The 17,354-nt window shown below is 68.5% G+C and carries 18 protein-coding genes; 7 read left to right on the plus strand and 11 right to left on the minus strand.

The window, feature by feature from the left end:
• Positions 1–26: 26 nt before the first annotated feature.
• The 5 genes from BUB76_RS13725 to BUB76_RS13745 form a co-directional block, all read right to left on the minus strand.
• Complete coding sequence (locus tag BUB76_RS13725; RefSeq protein WP_073129357.1) at positions 27–968, minus strand: ABC transporter permease; 942 nt, start codon at positions 966–968, stop codon at positions 27–29.
• Positions 965–2,017: an ABC transporter permease gene (locus BUB76_RS13730; protein WP_073129358.1), complete on the minus strand. Its 1,053-nt coding sequence runs from the start codon at positions 2,015–2,017 to the stop codon at positions 965–967. The genes BUB76_RS13725 and BUB76_RS13730 overlap by 4 nt, the downstream gene beginning before the upstream one ends.
• The gene (locus tag BUB76_RS13735; protein WP_073129388.1) at positions 2,007–3,536 is read right to left on the minus strand and encodes an ABC transporter ATP-binding protein; all 1,530 of its coding nucleotides are present in this window, start codon (positions 3,534–3,536) and stop codon (positions 2,007–2,009) included. The genes BUB76_RS13730 and BUB76_RS13735 overlap by 11 nt, the downstream gene beginning before the upstream one ends.
• Before the next feature lie 79 nt (positions 3,537–3,615).
• Entirely contained in the window at positions 3,616–4,608 is a 993-nt protein-coding gene (locus BUB76_RS13740; protein ID WP_073129359.1) for a BMP family protein, read from the minus strand.
• Between the two features lie 167 nt (positions 4,609–4,775).
• Positions 4,776–6,068, minus strand: a complete 1,293-nt coding sequence (locus BUB76_RS13745) for an amidohydrolase family protein (protein ID WP_073129360.1) — start codon at positions 6,066–6,068, stop codon at positions 4,776–4,778.
• A gap of 187 nt (positions 6,069–6,255) precedes the next feature.
• On the opposite strand from BUB76_RS13745, the gene BUB76_RS13750 reads away from it, so the two are divergent.
• Genes BUB76_RS13750 through BUB76_RS13770 form a run of 5 tightly spaced genes read left to right on the plus strand, consistent with a single transcriptional unit; the run spans position 6,256 to position 10,658 of the window.
• The gene (locus BUB76_RS13750; RefSeq protein ID WP_073129361.1) at positions 6,256–7,038 is read left to right on the plus strand and encodes an ABC transporter ATP-binding protein; all 783 of its coding nucleotides are present in this window, start codon (positions 6,256–6,258) and stop codon (positions 7,036–7,038) included.
• On the plus strand, positions 7,035–7,862 hold the full coding sequence (locus tag BUB76_RS13755; RefSeq protein WP_073129362.1) for an ABC transporter ATP-binding protein: 828 nt from the start codon (positions 7,035–7,037) through the stop codon (positions 7,860–7,862). Before BUB76_RS13750 ends, BUB76_RS13755 begins: the two co-directional genes overlap by 4 nt.
• Before the next feature lie 23 nt (positions 7,863–7,885).
• Positions 7,886–8,347, plus strand: a complete 462-nt coding sequence (locus BUB76_RS13760; protein ID WP_073129363.1) for a hypothetical protein — start codon at positions 7,886–7,888, stop codon at positions 8,345–8,347.
• 2 nt (positions 8,348–8,349) lie between these two features.
• Complete coding sequence (locus BUB76_RS13765; protein WP_073129364.1) at positions 8,350–9,360, plus strand: branched-chain amino acid ABC transporter permease; 1,011 nt, start codon at positions 8,350–8,352, stop codon at positions 9,358–9,360.
• On the plus strand, positions 9,357–10,658 hold the full coding sequence (locus BUB76_RS13770; RefSeq protein WP_073129365.1) for a branched-chain amino acid ABC transporter permease: 1,302 nt from the start codon (positions 9,357–9,359) through the stop codon (positions 10,656–10,658). Before BUB76_RS13765 ends, BUB76_RS13770 begins: the two co-directional genes overlap by 4 nt.
• A 24-nt stretch (positions 10,659–10,682) precedes the next feature.
• Here BUB76_RS13770 and BUB76_RS13775 read toward each other — a convergent pair whose 3' ends face one another.
• From BUB76_RS13775 to BUB76_RS13795, 5 genes are read right to left on the minus strand one after another with little or no spacing between them, the layout of a single operon-like run.
• Positions 10,683–11,414, minus strand: a complete 732-nt coding sequence (locus BUB76_RS13775; protein ID WP_073129366.1) for an MBL fold metallo-hydrolase — start codon at positions 11,412–11,414, stop codon at positions 10,683–10,685.
• Between the two features lie 3 nt (positions 11,415–11,417).
• Positions 11,418–12,455, minus strand: a complete 1,038-nt coding sequence (locus BUB76_RS18365) for an ABC transporter ATP-binding protein (RefSeq protein ID WP_073129367.1) — start codon at positions 12,453–12,455, stop codon at positions 11,418–11,420.
• Positions 12,452–13,225 carry an ABC transporter permease gene (locus BUB76_RS13785; protein ID WP_073129368.1) on the minus strand — a complete coding sequence of 258 codons (774 nt, stop codon included), beginning with the start codon at positions 13,223–13,225 and terminating at the stop codon, positions 12,452–12,454. The genes BUB76_RS18365 and BUB76_RS13785 overlap by 4 nt, the downstream gene beginning before the upstream one ends.
• Positions 13,225–14,076 (minus strand): ABC transporter permease, encoded by an 852-nt coding sequence (locus BUB76_RS13790; protein WP_073129369.1) that lies wholly within the window; start codon positions 14,074–14,076, stop codon positions 13,225–13,227. Before BUB76_RS13790 ends, BUB76_RS13785 begins: the two co-directional genes overlap by 1 nt.
• The gene (locus BUB76_RS13795; protein ID WP_073129370.1) at positions 14,073–15,131 is read right to left on the minus strand and encodes an ABC transporter substrate-binding protein; all 1,059 of its coding nucleotides are present in this window, start codon (positions 15,129–15,131) and stop codon (positions 14,073–14,075) included. Before BUB76_RS13795 ends, BUB76_RS13790 begins: the two co-directional genes overlap by 4 nt.
• A 122-nt stretch (positions 15,132–15,253) precedes the next feature.
• On the opposite strand from BUB76_RS13795, the gene BUB76_RS13800 reads away from it, so the two are divergent.
• Complete coding sequence (locus BUB76_RS13800) at positions 15,254–15,877, plus strand: TetR/AcrR family transcriptional regulator (protein ID WP_073129371.1); 624 nt, start codon at positions 15,254–15,256, stop codon at positions 15,875–15,877.
• Positions 15,874–16,812 carry an agmatinase gene (gene speB, locus BUB76_RS13805; protein WP_073129372.1) on the plus strand — a complete coding sequence of 313 codons (939 nt, stop codon included), beginning with the start codon at positions 15,874–15,876 and terminating at the stop codon, positions 16,810–16,812. The genes BUB76_RS13800 and speB overlap by 4 nt, the downstream gene beginning before the upstream one ends.
• A gap of 292 nt (positions 16,813–17,104) precedes the next feature.
• On the opposite strand, the gene BUB76_RS18060 is transcribed toward speB, so the two are convergent.
• Positions 17,105–17,354 (minus strand): hypothetical protein (locus tag BUB76_RS18060; RefSeq protein ID WP_214607543.1); only part of this gene is annotated, 250 nt, incomplete at its 5' end.

Consider the following 17,354-nt stretch of genomic DNA (forward strand, 5'->3'; position numbering starts at 1 on the left):
GCGCCCTGCCGAAAAACCCGGCACCGTCAGCGTTCGCCCCGCCGATAGGGCTGCATCAGCGCCTGCGGCACCCGCGCCCGCCGCGCCATGACGATCAGCGCGAGGATCGACAGGAGGTAAGGCGCCATCAGGAACAGCTGGTAGGGCACGCCGTCCACGACCGTCTGAAGCCGCAGCTGGAACGCGTCGAAGAACGCGAACAGCAGCGCCCCGAGCAGCGCCCGGCCCGGCCGCCACGAGGCGAAGACCACCAGCGCCACGCAGATCCAGCCGCGCCCCTGCACCATGGTGGGAAAGAACGAATTGAAGGCCGCGAGCGTCAGGAACGCACCGCCCATCGCCATGAGCGCCGATCCCGCCATGATCGCCCAGATCCTGAGCCGGATCGGGTCCACGCCCTGCGCGTCCAGCGCGTGCGGGTTTTCCCCGGCCATGCGCAGCGCCAGCCCCAGCGGCGTGCGATAGATCACCCAGGCCAGCACCACGACCAGCGCCAGCGCGAGGTACGTGGGCGCCGTCTGGCCGAACAGGACCGGGCCCACCACGGGCAGGTCGGCCAGGCCGAACACGTCCAGCGGGCGGAACGGCTCGACCGTGGGGGGCGAGGTGGCGACCGGCACGGCAAGGCGAAAGACGTAGTAGGCGAAGCTCGACGCGAACAGCGTGATGCCAAGGCCGGTCACGTGCTGCGACAGGCCCAGCGGCACGGTCAGGATCGCGTGGAGAAGCCCGAAGGCCGCCCCGCCCAGCGCCGCAGCGGCCATGCCGGTCCAGAGATCCCCGCCGGAATAGACGGTGAGCCAGCCCACCATGGCGCCGAAGGTCATGATGCCTTCGATCCCCAGGTTCAGCACCCCCACCCTTTCGCACAGCAACACGCCCAGCGTGCCGAAGATCAGCGGCGTCGCGATGCGCAGGACCGCCTCCCACAGGCCGACGGCGGCGAGGATGTCGAAGATCACGCTCATCGCCGGATCCTGTACTGGGTGAGGAAGATCGCCACGAGCATGGTCAGCAGCGACAGCGCCACGGTGACATCGGCGATGTAGGAGGGGATCGACAACGCGCGGCTCATGCTGTCGGCGCCCACGAACATCACCGCCGAGAACAGCGCGGCGGCGATCACGCCCAGCGGGTTCAGGTTGGCGAGCATGGCGATCACGATGCCCGAGTAGCCATAGTTCGGCGACAGGTCGGTGGTGACGTAGGCCTTCACGCCCATGACCTCGACCGCGCCGGCCAGGCCCGCCAGCCCGCCCGAGAGGCACCCCACCAGCAGCAGCGTGCGCGCCAGCGGCACGCCCGCGAAGGCGGCGGCGCGTGGGCTGAGCCCGGCGGCCCGCGCGCCCAGACCGAAGACGCTGCGCGCCTGCACCCACCAGACCGCGACGGCCAGCGCCAGCGCGATCAGAAGCCCCGCGTGAAGCCGCGTGCGGTCCATCAGCGTGGGCAGGATGGCGTTGTCGGGGATCGGCACCGATTGCGGCCAGCCGAAGGCCAGCGGATCCTTCATCGGCCCCTCGATCATCAGCGATACGAACAGCACCGCGACGAAGTTCAGCAGCAGCGTTGTCACCACCTCGTCCACGCCGAACCGCAGGCGCAGGCCCAGCGGCACCAGAAGCAGGACCATCCCCGCCACCGCGCCCGCCGCCGCGCAGATCAGGATGGCCAGGGGCGCCGGCAGCCCGGCCAGCGCGGGCACCATGCCGATGGCGGCGACGGCCAGCGCGCCCAGGTAGAACTGCCCCTCGCCCCCGATATTCCAGACCCGCGCGCGGAAGGCGACGGCGGCGGCCAGCCCGGTCAGGATCAGCGGCGTGGTGCGGGTCAGCGTCTCGGAAAAGCCCAGCCGCGAGCCGAAGGCGCCGTCGAGGATCAGCGCGTAGGCCGTCAGCGGGTTGGCCCCCGCGGTGGCGATGAGCACACCCGCCACCAGCAACGCGGCCATGATCGCGCCCAGCGGCGCCAGCACGCTCAGCGCGCGCGACGGGCGATCGCGCCGCTCAAACCGCATGGGCGTCCTCCCCGGCCTCGGCCCAGTCGCCGGCCATCATGAGCCCCAGCCGCCGCGCATCGGCGTCGTCGGACGGGATCGCGGGCGACAGGCGGCCGCCAACGATGGCCCTGACCCGGTCCGACAGCGCCAGAACCTCGTCCAGGTCCTCGGAGATCAGCAGAACGCCGGCGCCGCGCGCCCGCGCTTCGAGCAGCCGCGCGTGGACGGCGGCGATGGCACCCTCGTCCAGCCCGCGGCTGGGCTGCGCGGCCACCAGGATGTCGGGATCCGCGCTCAGCGCCCTTCCGAGGATCAGTTTCTGCATGTTGCCCCCCGACAGCAGGCGGATGCGACTGTCCACGCCCGCCCCGCGCACGTCGTAGCCCTTTATGATTTCGGCGGTGGCGGCGCGCGCCGCCCGGCGGCGGACAAGGCCGCGGCGGGAGAATTCCGGCGACCAGATCCGCTCGAGCACCGCGTTTTCCCACAGGCTCAGGTCGCCGATGGTGCCCTCGGCATGGCGATCCTCGGGGATGCGTCCGATCCCGGCGGCGATGGCGTCGGGGACCGTGTGGCGGGTGATCTCGCGCCCCTTCACCAACAGGGCACCGCTATCGGGCGCATGCAGCCCCGACACCAGGCCGGCCAGCGTCGTCTGGCCGTTGCCGGAGACACCGATGATGCCCAGCGTCTCGCCCGATCTCAGGACAAAGCTGACACCGTTGAGCGACGCGCCGCCGCGGCCCGACAGCCGCAGGTCCCGCGCCTCGAGCACCACGGCCCCGGGTGTTGCGGGCGGACGGCGCGGCCGTTCGACCCGGCGGCCGACCATCAGCTCGGCCAGCTCGTCCTTCGACGTCGCTTCCGTCGCGCGCTCGGCCACCACGCGGCCGCCGCGCAGGACCACGACGCGGTCGGCGGCGGCCATGACCTCGTTCAGCTTGTGGGAAATGAAGATCAGCGACAGCCCCTGCCCCGTCATCTCGCGCAGGGTGGCGAACAGGCGCTCGGCCTCCTGCGTGGTCAGCACGGCGGTGGGTTCGTCCAGGATAAGGATGCGCGCGTCGTTATAGAGCGCCTTCAGGATCTCGACCCGCTGGCATTCGCCCACCGACAGGTCGGCCACCAGGGCGTCGGGGTCCACGGTCAGGCCGAAGCGGTCCATCAGGCCCGCCAGCTTGGCCCGTGCCGCCGACCGGCGCGAAACCGGGCGCCAGAGCGGCTCGGTCCCCGTGACGATGTTGTCGAGCACGCTCAGGTTCGGGGCCAGCGCGAAATGCTGGTGAACCATCCCCACGCCCGCCTGGATCGCGGCGCGCGACCGGCCCGGCGGCAGCTCGGCGCCATCCACCCGCACGGTGCCCGCGTCCGCGGTGTAGTGGCCGAACAGGATCGACATGAGGGTCGTCTTGCCCGCGCCGTTTTCACCCAGCAGCGCGACGATCTCGCCCTGGTCGAGATGCAGCGACACGTCCTCGTTCGCGGTGACGGCACCGAACCGCTTGGTGATGCCCCGAAGCTCGAGCACGCGGGTCATGTCCGCAAGCACCAAAGGGGCGCCCGCTGCCGGGCGCCCCCACTTGGCTCGGATATCCGGGGACGGGGTGGCAAGCCGATCAGGCCGGCTCGTCGAAATTGCGCGGCACCTCGAACTCGCCCGCCTTGATCGCCGCGCGGACCTCTTCCATGCGGGCCACGGCCTCGGCCGGGGCGACGCCTTCGACATAGGCGATGTCGTTGCCGCCATCCTCCATCAGGCTCAGCGGCGTGTAGGTCTTGCCGGTGGGATTGCCCGCCACAGCGTCGGCCAGGGCGGCGTCCATCAGCGGGCGGAAGGACCACAGCGCGTTGGCGAAGACGGTCTCGGGGTAGCGCGGCGTGTAATTGATGAGCGAGCCGATCGCCCGGATCCCGCGCTCTTCCGCCGCGTCCGCCGTGCCGATGCGTTCGCCGAACAGGATGTCGGCGCCGCTGTCGATCTGCGCCAGCCCCGCCTCGCGCGCCTTGGGCGGGTCGAAGAAGGTGCCGATGAAGCTGACCGAGTGGGTGACGTCCGGGTTCACCGCCTTCACGCCATCGGCGAAGCCGTTGATCAGCATGTTCACTTCGGGGATCGGGATCGCGCCGACGGTGCCCACCTGGCCCGTCTCGGTCATGGCGCCGGCCAGCATGCCGCACAGGTACGCGGCCTCCCAGTTCCAGGTGCCGAAGACGCCGAAATTGTCGCCCGCCGCCTCGCCGGACGACCCCATTAGGAAGGCGGTGTCGGGATAGTCGCCCGCGACCTGCCGCGCCTCGCGCTCGACCGCGTAGGATTCGCCCACGATCAGGACGTTGCCCGCCTCGGCATATTCGCGCATGGCGCGCGGATAGTCGGTGCCCGACACGCCTTCCGAGAAGGTGTAGTCGATGACGCCTTCCTCGTTGGCCTGCACCATCGCGGCGTGCAGGACCGAGTTCCAGGCGTTCTCGACCGGCGAGGCGTGGATGCCCGCGACCTTCACGCGGGTCTGCGCACGGAGCAGCCCCGGCGTGGCCAGCGTCGCGGCCCCCAGCGCGGCGGCCCCGGTGCCCAGCAGGCGGCGGCGGTTCATCGGAAATCTGGTCATGGAAATCTCCCCTTATTGGCCCGGATCCGGTCCGGGCATGTCGCGCATGGATGCGCTGGTGCGCGCAGTCGGCCCCGGCACCCCCGGCCTGTCAAGCGCGGGCCCCGGTGCGAGTGCCGAACAAAAACGCGCCCTGCCAGTTATTTGGGCAAATCCTGACCGTTTGGTCAATCGGCTTGGCGCGGGGCATAGGCGGCCGGGACGATCAGCGGGGGCCGGCCCTCCAGCGACAGGCGCGACTGCTCGGGCGCGGTCTCGGCGACAACGCGGCCGCGCCGGATCACCTTCAGGCGATTGGGGCGCAGGCGGATCGCCTCGGCCGGGTCTCGGGCCTGCAGCAGGACCATGTCCGCGTGGCACCCGACCTCCAGCCCGTAGCCCTCGAGCCCCATGATCCGGGCCGAGTTCACGGTGACCGCGTCGAACAGCGCGCGCTTGTCGGCGACCGATCCCATCTGCGTCGCGTGCACGGCCATGTGCGCCACGTCCAGGAGGTCGCCCGTGCCCATGGAATACCACGGGTCCATCACGCAATCCTGCCCCAACCCCACGGGGATCCCCATCTCCATCATCTGCGGGATGCGGGTGAGGCCGCGGCGCTTGGGATAGGTATCGTGGCGCCCCTGCAGCATCATGTTGATGAGCGGGTTGGGGATGACGGCCATGCCCGACTCGGCGATCAGGGGCAGCAGCTTCGAGACGTAGTAGTTGTCCATCGAGTGCATCGAGGTCAGGTGCGACCCGGCCACCCGCCCCTGCAGCCCGAAGCGCACCGTCTGCGCGGCCAGTGTCTCGACATGGCGCGACAGGGGATCGTCGGTCTCGTCGCAATGCATGTCGACCGGCAGGCCCCGGTCGGCGGCGATCCGGCACAGCGCCTCGACCGATGCGGCGCCGTCTTCCATCGTCCGCTCGAAATGCGGGATGCCGCCCACGATATCCACGCCCATGTCCAGCGCGCGGCTCAGCGCCTCCTCCGCGTCGGGGCCGCGGAAGTACCCGTCCTGCGGAAAGGCCACGAGCTGCAATTCCAGGTAGGGCGCCACCCGCTCGCGCACCTCGAGCAGCGCCTCGACCGTCACCAGGCGCGGGTCTGACACGTCCACGTGGCTGCGCACCGCCATCACGCCCTTTGTCACCGCCAGGTCGCAGTAGCGCATCGCGCGCTCGACCAGTTCCTCCCGCGTCACGATGGGCCGCAATTCGCCCCAGAGCGCGATGCCCTCCAAGAGCGTCCCCGACAGGTTCATGCGCGGCAGGCCCAGCGACAGGGTCGCGTCCATGTGGAAATGCGGATCGACGAAGGGCGGGCTGACCAGTTGACCGGCGGCGTCGATGACCTGCCCCGCCTCGGCGGTGATGCCGGGCTGGATCGCGGCGATGCGGCCCTTGGTGACGGCGATGTCCTGGCCCTGCCGTCCGTCGGGCAGCGTGGCGTTGCGAAGGACCAGGTCGAACATGGGGCGCATCCTTTTCGGGCAATGGGGCGTGGCGCCGACCCTAGGGCCGGCCGCGCCACCTTGTCATCCCCGCCCGGGACCGGCGAGACCGGCTAATTGATGGACAACCGCGCCAGAGCGGATAAAACACACCGCCAATGATGGCGGGCCCGATGGCATCCGCCCGATGGCTATGGGGACAAGCCGAATGATCGTGGTCGAAAACCTGCGCAAGACCTTTGGCGGCTTCCACGCCGTCGATGGCGCGTCTCTTTCCATCGCGAAGGGGTCGATCACCGGGCTGATCGGCCCGAACGGCGCGGGCAAGACCACCCTGTTCAACGTCATCGCGGGCGTTCTTGACCCTACCTCGGGCCGCGTGACCATGGAGGGCGAGGACATCACCGGCCTGCCCCCGCACGAGCTGTTCCACAAGGGGCTGCTGCGCACCTTCCAGATCGCGCACGAGTTCTCGTCCATGACCTGCCGCGAGAACCTGATGATGGTGCCCCCCGGCCAGTCGGGCGAGCGGCTGTGGAACACCTGGTTCGGGCGCAAGCGCATCGCCGACGAGGAACGCGCCCTGCGCGCCAAGGCCGACGAGGTGCTGGAATTCCTGACGATCGAGCACCTGGCCGATCACAAGGCCGGACAGGTCTCGGGCGGGCAGAAGAAGCTCCTGGAGCTGGGCCGCACCATGATGGTCGACGCCCGCATCGTGTTCCTGGACGAGGTCGGCGCGGGCGTGAACCGCACCTTGCTGAACACCATCGGCGACGCGATCCAGCGGCTGAACGCCGAGCGCGGCTATACATTCGTGGTCATCGAGCACGACATGGATTTCATCGGCCGCCTCTGTGATCCGGTGATCTGCATGGCCGAGGGCAAGGTCCTGGCCGAGGGCACGCTGGACGAGATCAAGGCCAACGAGGACGTGATCGAGGCCTACCTGGGCACCGGTCTCAAGAACAAGACCGAGGTGCCGGCATGAGCGACGCAGGCTACGGCGGGCGCGGCAACAAGGACGCCAGCATCGTCAACCCGCGCGGCGGCAGCACGCTCAGCCCCGCGCACGAGACCAGCGGCGAGACGACGCCCGCGACGGACAACGCGTTCCTCGCCGGGCGCAACATGTCGGGCGGCTACGGCAAGGGGCCGGACATCCTGCACGACTGCACCATCGCGGTGAACCCGGGCGAGATCGCGGTCATCGTCGGCCCCAACGGCGCGGGCAAGTCCACCGCCATGAAGGCGATCTTCGGGATGCTGGACCTGCGCCAGGGATCCGTCGTGCTGGATGGCACCGACATCTCGGCCCTGTCGCCGCAGGACCGCGTGGGCGCGGGCATGGGCTTCGTGCCGCAGACCAGCAACATCTTCCCGTCCATGAGCGTCGAGGAAAACCTCGAGATGGGCGCCTTCATCCGCCGCGACGACATCCGCCGCACCATGGAGCAGGTCTATGACCTCTTCCCGATCCTGCGCGACAAGCGCCGCCAGATGGCGGGCGAGCTGTCGGGCGGCCAGCGCCAGCAGGTGGCCGTGGGCCGCGCGCTGATGACCGAGCCGAAGGTGCTGATGCTGGATGAGCCCACCGCCGGCGTCAGCCCCATCGTCATGGACGAGCTGTTCGACCGCATCATCGAGGTCGCGCGCACCGGCATCCCCATCCTGATGGTCGAGCAGAACGCCCGCCAGGCGCTGGAGATCGCCGACCGCGGGTACGTCCTCGTGCAGGGCGCCAACGCGCACACTGGCACCGGCAAGGACCTGCTGGCCGACGCCGAGGTGCGCCGGAGCTTCCTGGGGGGCTGATGATGCGTCGCGGGCCACATCGCATGGTGCTCGGGCTGCTGGTGGCGTTCGCCGCCGCGCCGGGGCTGGCGCGCGAGCTGACATCGGTCGCGGGCCCCTTTCCCGCCGTGTCGACGCTGTCGCTGGACTGTCTGCTGGACCGCTCCGAAAGCGAGGGCTGGTTTCCGGAGCCCAAACGCATCGCCCTGGTTTGGGATCTCGACCGTGCCGAGGCGCGCGCGCCCGACCAACCCGCCCAGGCGACTGCCCCGCTTGTCGAGATCCCCGGGTTCGCCTGGCGCGACGGTCTGCGCTTCGTCGCACATTTCCGCCTCGCGGATCCTGCGCCGGAGACCTTGTCCGACCCGCGGCTCTCGACCGCCCTGTTCTCGGTCCGCTCGGACGGGGAGGCGGTCCTCACCGAACACAGCGTCGTCTATGGCGGCATGCGCGCCCTGACCCAATCGGGCCGCTGTACCTTCGCCCCCGTCGCCACAGGAGACTGAAGATGGACCTGATCAACGCCTTCATGGTTCTGATGAACTTCGTCATCGTGCCTGCAACGGCCTATGCCGCGCAGCTGAGCCTGGGCGCGCTGGGCGTGACGATGATCTACGGCATCCTGCGCTTCTCGAATTTCGCCCATGGCGACTCGATGGCGTTCGGGGCCATGGCGACGATCCTGTTCACCTGGGGTCTGCAGGCGCTGGGCGTGTCGCTGGGCCCGCTGCCCACGGCGCTGCTGGCGCTGCCGCTCGGGATCGCCGTGACGGCGGCCTTCCTGTTGGGCACCGACCGGGCCGTCTATCGCTTCTACCGCGCGCAGAAGGCCAACCCGGTGATCCTGGTGATCGTGTCCATGGGCGTGATGTTCATCTACAACGGCATCACCCGGCTGATCATCGGCCCCGACGACCGAAATTTCGACGACGGCGCGCGGTTCCTGTTCACCGTGCGGGACTTCAAGGAATGGAGCGGGCTCGAGGAAGGCTTTGGCCTGCGGTCGAGCCAGGCGATCACGCTGGTCGTCGCCATCGCGGCGGTGATGCTGCTGTTCTGGTTCCTGAACCGCACCCGCACCGGCAAGTCCATGCGCGCGTTTTCCGACAACGAGGACCTGGCGCTGCTTTCGGGCATCAACCCCGAATACGTGGTCCGGGTGACCTGGATCATCGTGGCCGCGCTGGCCACGCTGGCTGGGGTGCTCTACGGACTCGACAAGTCGTTCAAGCCCTTCACCTATTTCCAGCTGCTGCTGCCGATCTTCGCGGCGGCCATCGTGGGCGGGCTGGGCAGCCCGCTGGGCGCCATCGCGGGCGGCTTCGTCATCGCGTTCTCGGAGGTGACGATCACCTACGCCTGGAAACGGGTGCTGACCTATGCCCTGCCCGACGAAATGGCGCCCGATGGGCTCGTCCAGCTTCTGTCCACCGACTACAAGTTCGCGGTGAGCTTCATGATCCTCGTCGTGGTGCTGCTCTTCCGGCCCACGGGCCTTTTCCGGGGGAAATCGGTATGAGCGAGACGGCACGCAATATCGGCCTGTTCGGCCTTGTCGCCGCGCTGATCGTCCTGACGGGCGTGGTGCAAAGCTGGAACACGGCGCTGGTCATCCTGAACATGGGCCTCGTGTCGGCGGTGATGGCGCTGGGCGTGAACCTGCAATGGGGGTTTGCGGGCCTCTTCAACGTGGGCGTCATGGGGTTCGTCGCGCTGGGGGGGCTTGCGGCCGTCCTGGTGTCGATGCCGCCGGTGGGCGCGGCCTGGGCCGCGGGCGGCGGGCGCGTGATCCTCGGGCTGCTGCTGGGCGCCGGCAGCATCGCGGCGGCCATTTTCGCGTGGCGGGCCCTGTCGGGCCGGACGCGGGGCGTGGCCGTCACCGCGATCATCCTCGTCGGCTTCTTCCTTTACCGCGCGGTCTTCGACCCGGCCGTCGAGGCGATCGAAAGCGTCGACTCGGCGTCGACCGGATATCTCGGCGGGCTCGGACTGCCGGTCATCGTGGCCTGGCCCGTGGGCGGTCTGCTGGCCGCCGGCGCCGCGTGGATCATCGGCAAGATCGCCCTCGGCTTGCGCTCGGACTACCTCGCCATCGCCACCCTGGGCATCGCCGAGATCATCATCGCGGTCCTGAAGAACGAAGACTGGCTGTCGCGCGGGGTGAAGAACGTGATCGGCCTGCCGCGGCCCGTGCCCTACGAGGTCGACCTGCAGCAATCGGAGACCTTCGCCGAGCGCGCGATGTCGCTTGGCCTCGATCCCGTGACCGCCTCGGGGCTGTGGGTGAAGGCCAATTACGGGATCCTTCTGGCCATCGTCCTGCTGATCGTCTTCGTGCTGGCGCAGCTTGCGCTGGCGTCGCCTTGGGGACGCATGATGCGCGCAATCCGCGACAACGAAACGGCGGCGCGGGCCATGGGCAAGGACGTGACGCGCCGCCACCTGCAGGTGTTCATCCTGGGCAGCGCGGTCTGCGGATTGGCCGGCGCGATGATGACGACGCTGGACGGTCAGCTGACGCCGAGCTCCTACCAGCCGCTGCGCTTCACCTTCCTCGTCTGGGTGATGGTCATCGTCGGCGGCTCCGGGTCCAACCTTGGCGCGGTGCTGGGCGGGTTCCTGATCTGGCTTTTGTGGGTGCAGGTCGAACCGGTTGGCCAGGCGCTGATGTCGGTGATCGCATCGCCCCTGCCCGACGGCAGCGCGCTGCGCGACCACTTGCTGGCCTCGACCGCGCATATCCGGCTGTTCACCATGGGCCTCGTGTTGCTGCTGGTGCTGCGGTTCAGCCCGCGCGGGCTGATCCCCGAGAAGTAGGGCCCGCGCCCCGGGGGAGGCCGCTCAGGCCTTCTCCCGTTCTTTCAGCCAGGTGCCGATGATCTCGCGGTGGCGCGCGCGCCCGTAGCTGGGGAAATGCCCGCCGTGCACGACCTGCACCGGCAGGTCGTAGAGCCGGACCATCGAGCGATGATAATCCGCGGCATCGGCGTGGTAGGTATCCTCGATCAGCGGGCCGTCATAGACGATATCGCCCGAAATCAGCGTGCCGGTCGCAGCCTCCCACAGGGCGATGCCGCCGGGGGAATGGCCGGGCGTGTGGATGACCTCGAAATGCCGGTCGCCCAGGTCGATCGCGTCGCCATCGTCCACCAGCCGCGTCGCCCGCGCGCCTTTCAGCGTGTAGGTGTCCGAGCTGTAGGGCAAAGGCGGCAGCCGGTCGAAGATGTCGTCGGTCACGTAGGGATCGGCGAGCGTCCGGGCGTTGTCGGGATCGGCGAGGATATCCGCCTCGAGCCGGTGAAGCACCCGGTCGGCGAACTCGTGGTGGCAGCCGATATGATCGAAATGGGTGTGGCTGGCGACTGCCGTCAGGTCGCGTTCGGTGACCAGCGGCACCCATTCGCGCAGCGACACGACGCCCATTCCGCTGTCCACCAGCATGTCACGGTCGCGCCCGCGGACGTGCCACATGTTGCAGCGGAAGAACGGCTGGATGAAGGGCTCGTGGATCAGGGTGATGTCGTCGGACCTGGTTTCGGTGGCGTACCAGTCCCGGGCGGCGACGCGGTCCATTGCTCACTCCTTTCGGAAGATGTTCAGATCATCGGTGCGGGCCGACAGGTCCAGCATCGCGCCCGGCTCGGGCAGGTCCGTGGGCGGCAGGTGCGCGATCAGCGTCAGCTCGGGCGCGGCTTCGGGTTGGACATGGACCCGGCAATGGGTCCCGAAGAATGCCGCGTCCAGCACGCGGGACGGCCCGATGGCCAGCTGCCCCGCGCCGGGGCGGATCGCCTCGGGCCGGATGCACAGGACCAGCTCGCCCGCCGGCGGATCCTGCTGCGCGATGCGCCCGAAGGGCGTGGTGATCGCGTCGGCCCCGCCCTGCCCCGGGAAGCGGTTCATCTCGCCCATGAATTCGGCCGCGAACAGGCTGTCGGGGCGGCGATAGATCCGCGCGGGCGGGCCCACATCCTCGATCCGGCCGGCATTCATCACGACGATCCGGTCGGCGATGGCCATGGCCTCTTCCTGGTCGTGGGTGACATGGACGAAGGTGGTGCCGACGCGGCGCTGGATGTTCTTCAACTCGTCCTGCATGGCGCGCCTGAGCTTCAGGTCCAGCGCGCCCAACGGCTCGTCCAGCAGCAGCACGTCCGGCTCGACCGCCAGCGCGCGGGCCAGCGCCACGCGCTGCCGCTGGCCGCCAGACAGTTCGTGCGGGCGGCTCCCGGCGGCGTGCTTCAGGCCCACCATGTCCAGCTTTTCCTCGGCGCGCCGGTCCCGCTCGCGCCGTCCCACGCCGGCCATGCGCAGACCGAAGCCCACGTTGTCGCGCAGGCTCATATGCGGGAACAGCGCGTAGTCCTGGAAGGTCGTGGCCGTGGGGCGCCTGGCGGGCGGCACGGCGGTCACGTCCCTGCCGCCGATCAGGACCTTGCCCGCGCTGGGCACGAGAAACCCGCCGAGGATCGACAGGAGCGTGGTCTTGCCGCAGCCCGACGGGCCCAGCAGCGTGATGTATTCGCCCGCCTCGATCGTCAGGTCGATGCCATGCAGCGCCTGCACCGTGCCGTAGCGGTGTCCGATGCGGTCGAGCGTGACGGGCGCGGTCATGGGCGACGCCTCCTGAACAGTGTGAATTCGATGACGAGGATCCCCGCGACCGAGACGAGGAAGACCAGGCTGCCGATGGCGTTCAGCCGCGGCGACAGGCCCGAGCGCAGCATCGACCAGATCTCGACCGGCAGGGTCACGTCGAAGCGGGTGAGCAGGAAGGCGATGATGAACTCGTCCCAGCTGAGCATCACCGACAGGAAGAAGGCGGCCAGGATCGCGGGCGCCAGCATCGGGATGGTGACCAGCAACACGACCCGCGCCTCGTCCGCGCCCAGGTCGCGCGCCGCGCGCTCGGCGTTCTGCTGGTGCGCGCCCATCGAGGCATAGATGATCGCGAAGCACAGCGGCAGGTTGATGACCACGTGGCCGATCCCCGCGGTCCAGAGCGACAGGCCCAGCCCGACCCGCTGCACGACGATCAGAAGACCTAGACCCACGATCAGGTAGCTGACGGTCAACGGCGCGATCAGCAGCCCCCGCAGGACGGCGGAGCCCGGAAGGTGGTGCCGCGCCAGCCCGTAGGCCGCGCCGAACCCCAGCGCCACCGCGACGGCGGCCGAGCCCAGCGCGACCGTCAGCGAATGGAGTAGCGCCGCGACGAGATCGTCATCGCCCAGAACGTCCGCGTACCAGCGCAGGCTGGGCCCCTCGAAGGGGGGCACCGGCAGCGAACCGTCCTGGAACGAGAACAGCACCAGCGCGCCCACGGGCAGGTAGATGAAGGCGAAGGCCGCGAGGCCGTAGGCCCAGGGAAGGACGTGGCGCATCACAGCCGATCCAGCCGCAGCCACCGGGCCATGGCAAGGTAGGCCAGCGTCACGATGCCCATGAGCACGATGGCGAGCGCGGCGGCCAGCGGAAAGTCGGCGCGGCGCCCGAGTTGCACCATGATGACCTGCGGCACCGTCAGCTCGGTATTTCCGCCCAAGATCTGCGGCGTGATGTAGTCGCCGATGCAAAGAACGAAGGTCAGGAACGCGCCGGTCATGATCCCCGGCAGGGTCAGCGGCAGGATCACGTGGCGGAAGGTCTGGAAGGCGCTCGCGCCCAGGTCCATGGCCGCGCGGCGATAGTTCGGCGAAAGCTGCACTAGGTTGGCATAGATCGTCAGGGTCAGCAGCATGACGAAGAAATGGACGAAGCCCGTCACCGTGGCGAAGCGCGTATTGGCCAGCGTCAACGGCTCGGAGATCAGGCCCAGGCCCAGCATCGTCTGGTTCACCACCCCCTCGCGCGCCAGCACCAGCAGCCACGCGTAGGAGCGCACGACGTAAGAGGTCCAGAACGGCAGGATCGCCAGCAGCAGCGCCAGCCGCTGCCAGCGCTGCGGCACCCGGAAGGCGATGATCCAGGCCAGCGGATATGCCAGCAGGATCGACACCACCGTGACCGTCAGCGTGATTTCCAGCGACACGAAGATCGCCCGCGCCAGGTAGGCCTTGCTGGCCAGCTCGGCGTAGTTGTCGAGATGCAGACCCCAGACCAGCGTGCGGCCGTCCAGCGTGGCAAGGCTCATCGCGCCCATGACGACGAAGGGCACGACGAAGAAGGCCATGGTCCACAGCAAGGCCGGGGCCGCGAAGCCCCAGCCCCTGGCCTGGTCGGATCCCGCGCTCACTGCTGGAGCGTGTTCAGCCAGAGATCCTGCATCTCGATATCGAGATCGGTGTCGGGCGCGGGGTACAGCTGCGTGCGCGCCAGGTAGTCGGCCTGATCGTCCCAGCGCAGGACGTCCTTCTGCGCGTCGCTCAGGAAATCGCCCGCCTCGGCGTTGGCCGGCATCCCCCAGAAGCAGGACGAGGTCGCCAGCCGCGCCTGTCCTTCGGCGCTGACGATGTATTTGACGAACTCGGTCGCCAGGTCGGTCTTCTCGCTGTCGGCCAGCACGCCGATGGACTGGGTCCAGCGCACGGCGCCTTCCTCGGGGATCGTCCATGTCAGCTCGGGCCGCTCTTCGGCCAGTACGGCGGTCAGCCATTCGCCCCCGCCCACGACGATATCGACCTCGCCCGTGGCCAGCGCCGTCTGCGCGGCGACGACACCCGCGACCGAGGCCGCGCGGCTGCGCATCTGCGACAGCGTCTCGCCGATGGGTTCGAGCGCCGCGGCGTCGATGGCGGCGGTGTCGATCCCCTGCTCCAGCGCGGCAAGGCCCATCACCGGCAGGTAGTAGTCGTAGATCGAGATGCGGCCGTCGTATTTCTCGGACCAGACGCTCGACAGGTTCTCCATGTCCGCGGCGTCCACCGCGTCCGAATTGTAGGAGATCGTGTTGTAGCCGAACTTCTCGGTCACGGCGTAGATTGCGCCGTCGCTGCCGTTGTTCTCGGACATCACGACTTCGGGGAAGAAGGCGTCTGTCGGCAATTCGTCCGCCGGCAGCTCGGCCAGAAGGCCCGCGTCGATGGCGCGGAAGACGTCGATGCCGTCGATCACCAGGACGTCCCAGTCGCCGGGACGCGATTGCTCCAGCAGCGCAAGGGCGGCGCCGGTGCCTTCGTATTCGCGCAGGTTCACCGTGACGTTGTGCTCGGCCTCGAAGGGTTCGATCAGCGCGGGGTCTGTGTGGTCGCACCAGACCAGCGCGTTCAGCTCGTCCTGCGCGCTCGCGGCGGTGCCGGCGCCGACCAGCGCGGTGGTGGCCACCGATCGGAAAAGAATCTTGGCAGTCATTCGCGTCTCCCTGTGGTTCTTTCGACCGCGCTTTCGGCGGCTCCTGAGAAAAAACTTGAACAGCCTCATTTTTGTAGTCAACATTATTTTTGAGTTCTGTTTCAGAATGACCGAGAGATCCCGTGACGGGCTTACGAGATAGGCAGAAGGCGGATCGCGAACGGCGAATCCTGCACGCGGCGGTGACGCTGTTCCGCGACCGGGGGTATCGTGCCGTGCGTCTCGAGGACCTGGCCGACCGTGCGGACGTGTCGGTCGGCACGGTCTACAACTACTACCACGCCAAGGGTGACATCCTGATCGCCACCGTCGCGCTCGAGGTGGAAGAGGTCGTCGCCATGGGCCAGGGCATCGTCGAAGATCCGCCGCGCGGGGTCGAGGCGGCGATCCTGGCGCTGATCCACCAATACTACGACCACTCGCTGAAATACCTCAGCAAGGAGATGTGGCGCACCGCCATGGCGATCTCGATCGAGGCGCCGGACACGCCGAACGGCCGCCGGTACGCCGATCTCGACGACAAGCTGCGCGGGCAGGTCATCGCCCTCATCGCCCGGCTGCGCGACCGTGGCGAGGTGCGGCCCAGGATCGACCCCGTGCCGCTGGGCGAGCTGATCTTCAACAACCTGAACATGGCCTTCATCGAGTTCGTGAAGAACGACGCCATGACCCTGGAAGAGCTGCGCAGGTCCATCGCGGCGCAGATGCGCCCGCTGGCCCGGATGATCGCAATGGAGGACGCATGAGCGCCTATAACCAGCCGCTTGGCGGCAACGACATGCCCCGCTTCGGCGGCCCCGCGACGATGATGCGCCTGCCCGCGCAACAGGATGCGGCGGGGCTCGACGCCTGTTTCGTCGGCGTGCCCATGGATATCGGCACGTCGAACCGGCCCGGCACCCGGCTGGGTCCGCGCCAGATCCGCGACGAAAGCCGGATGATCCGGCCCTACAACATGGCCACGGGCGCCGCGCCCTTCGACCGGATGCAGGTGGCCGATATCGGCGACGTGCCGATCAACACCTTCGATCTGAAGAAATCGGTGGAGATCATCGCCCAGCATTACCGCGGGATACTGGGCCACGGCGCGGTGCCGCTGACCCTGGGCGGCGATCACACGCTGACCTGGCCGATCCTGCGCGCGATCCGCGAACGCCACGGGCCCGTGGCGCTGGTCCACGTGGATGCCCACGCCGATATCAACGAACACATGTTCGGCGAAACCGTCGCCCATGGCTGCCCCTTCCGCCGCGCGTGGGAGGAGGATTGCCTGCAGAACGACAAGGTGTTCCAGATCGGCCTGCGCGGGACCGGCTACGCGCCCGAGGATTTCGACTGGGGCCGCGACAAGGGCTGGACGGTGGTGCAGGCCGAAGAGTGCTGGATGAAATCGCTCGCCCCCCTCATGGCGCGGGTGCGCGAGACGGTGGGCGACGCGCCGGTCTACCTGAGCTTCGATATCGACAGCCTCGACCCCGCTTTCGCCCCCGGCACCGGCACGGTCGAGCTGGGCGGCCTGAGCACCTGGCAGGCGCTGGAGATCGTGCGCGGCATGGCCGGGCTGAACCTGGTGGGCGCCGACCTGGTCGAGGTCTCGCCCCCCTACGACCCCACGGGCAACACCGCGCTGATCGGGGCGAACCTGCTCTACGAAATGCTCTGCGTGGTCCCGGGCGCCTGATCAGGGCACGGCAGGGCGGCAGGGTGCTCAGCATTCTGGTCGCCCCTCACCGGGATACCGGCGCCGCAAGAGCGCGTGCGCAAGGACCCTATCGGAAGACAGGTTCAAAATCGTCTTGAGGAGGAAAGTGGCGCGCTGGGGAGGACTGCCCCATTCGAGCCTTTTCAACGCCTTACCAGATCTTAGACAGATTTTTGGCCCCATGCTTATCAATGGATTGTTCCGGTCAATGTCTAACCCTCTTAGGCCTGAAAGCCGTCAAGCATTTTCTTTGCCGGGGCCACATGAGAAGTCATAAGGCATTCCTGAGCTTTCGCCGAAGTTCCTCGAACCCGTGTGCCATTTCGGATCGCATGAATTCAGGAAGAGCCCGCATCGTGGCCTCTCCTTCTTCGAGAAATGCCCGAGCTCGATCGAGTTCATTGATCTCAACGGCGAGTGAGCAACCCATATACAGGCTAACGCACAGGTCCCGCAGGCTCTCCGGCGTCTTCAGGCGCTCCGCCAGATCACGCGCGATCTTCAGGCTCTCCTCGTAGGCC

Origin of the sequence: Palleronia salina, assembly GCF_900141995.1 — a bacterium.
In the GTDB taxonomy this organism is placed as follows: domain Bacteria; phylum Pseudomonadota; class Alphaproteobacteria; order Rhodobacterales; family Rhodobacteraceae; genus Palleronia; species Palleronia salina.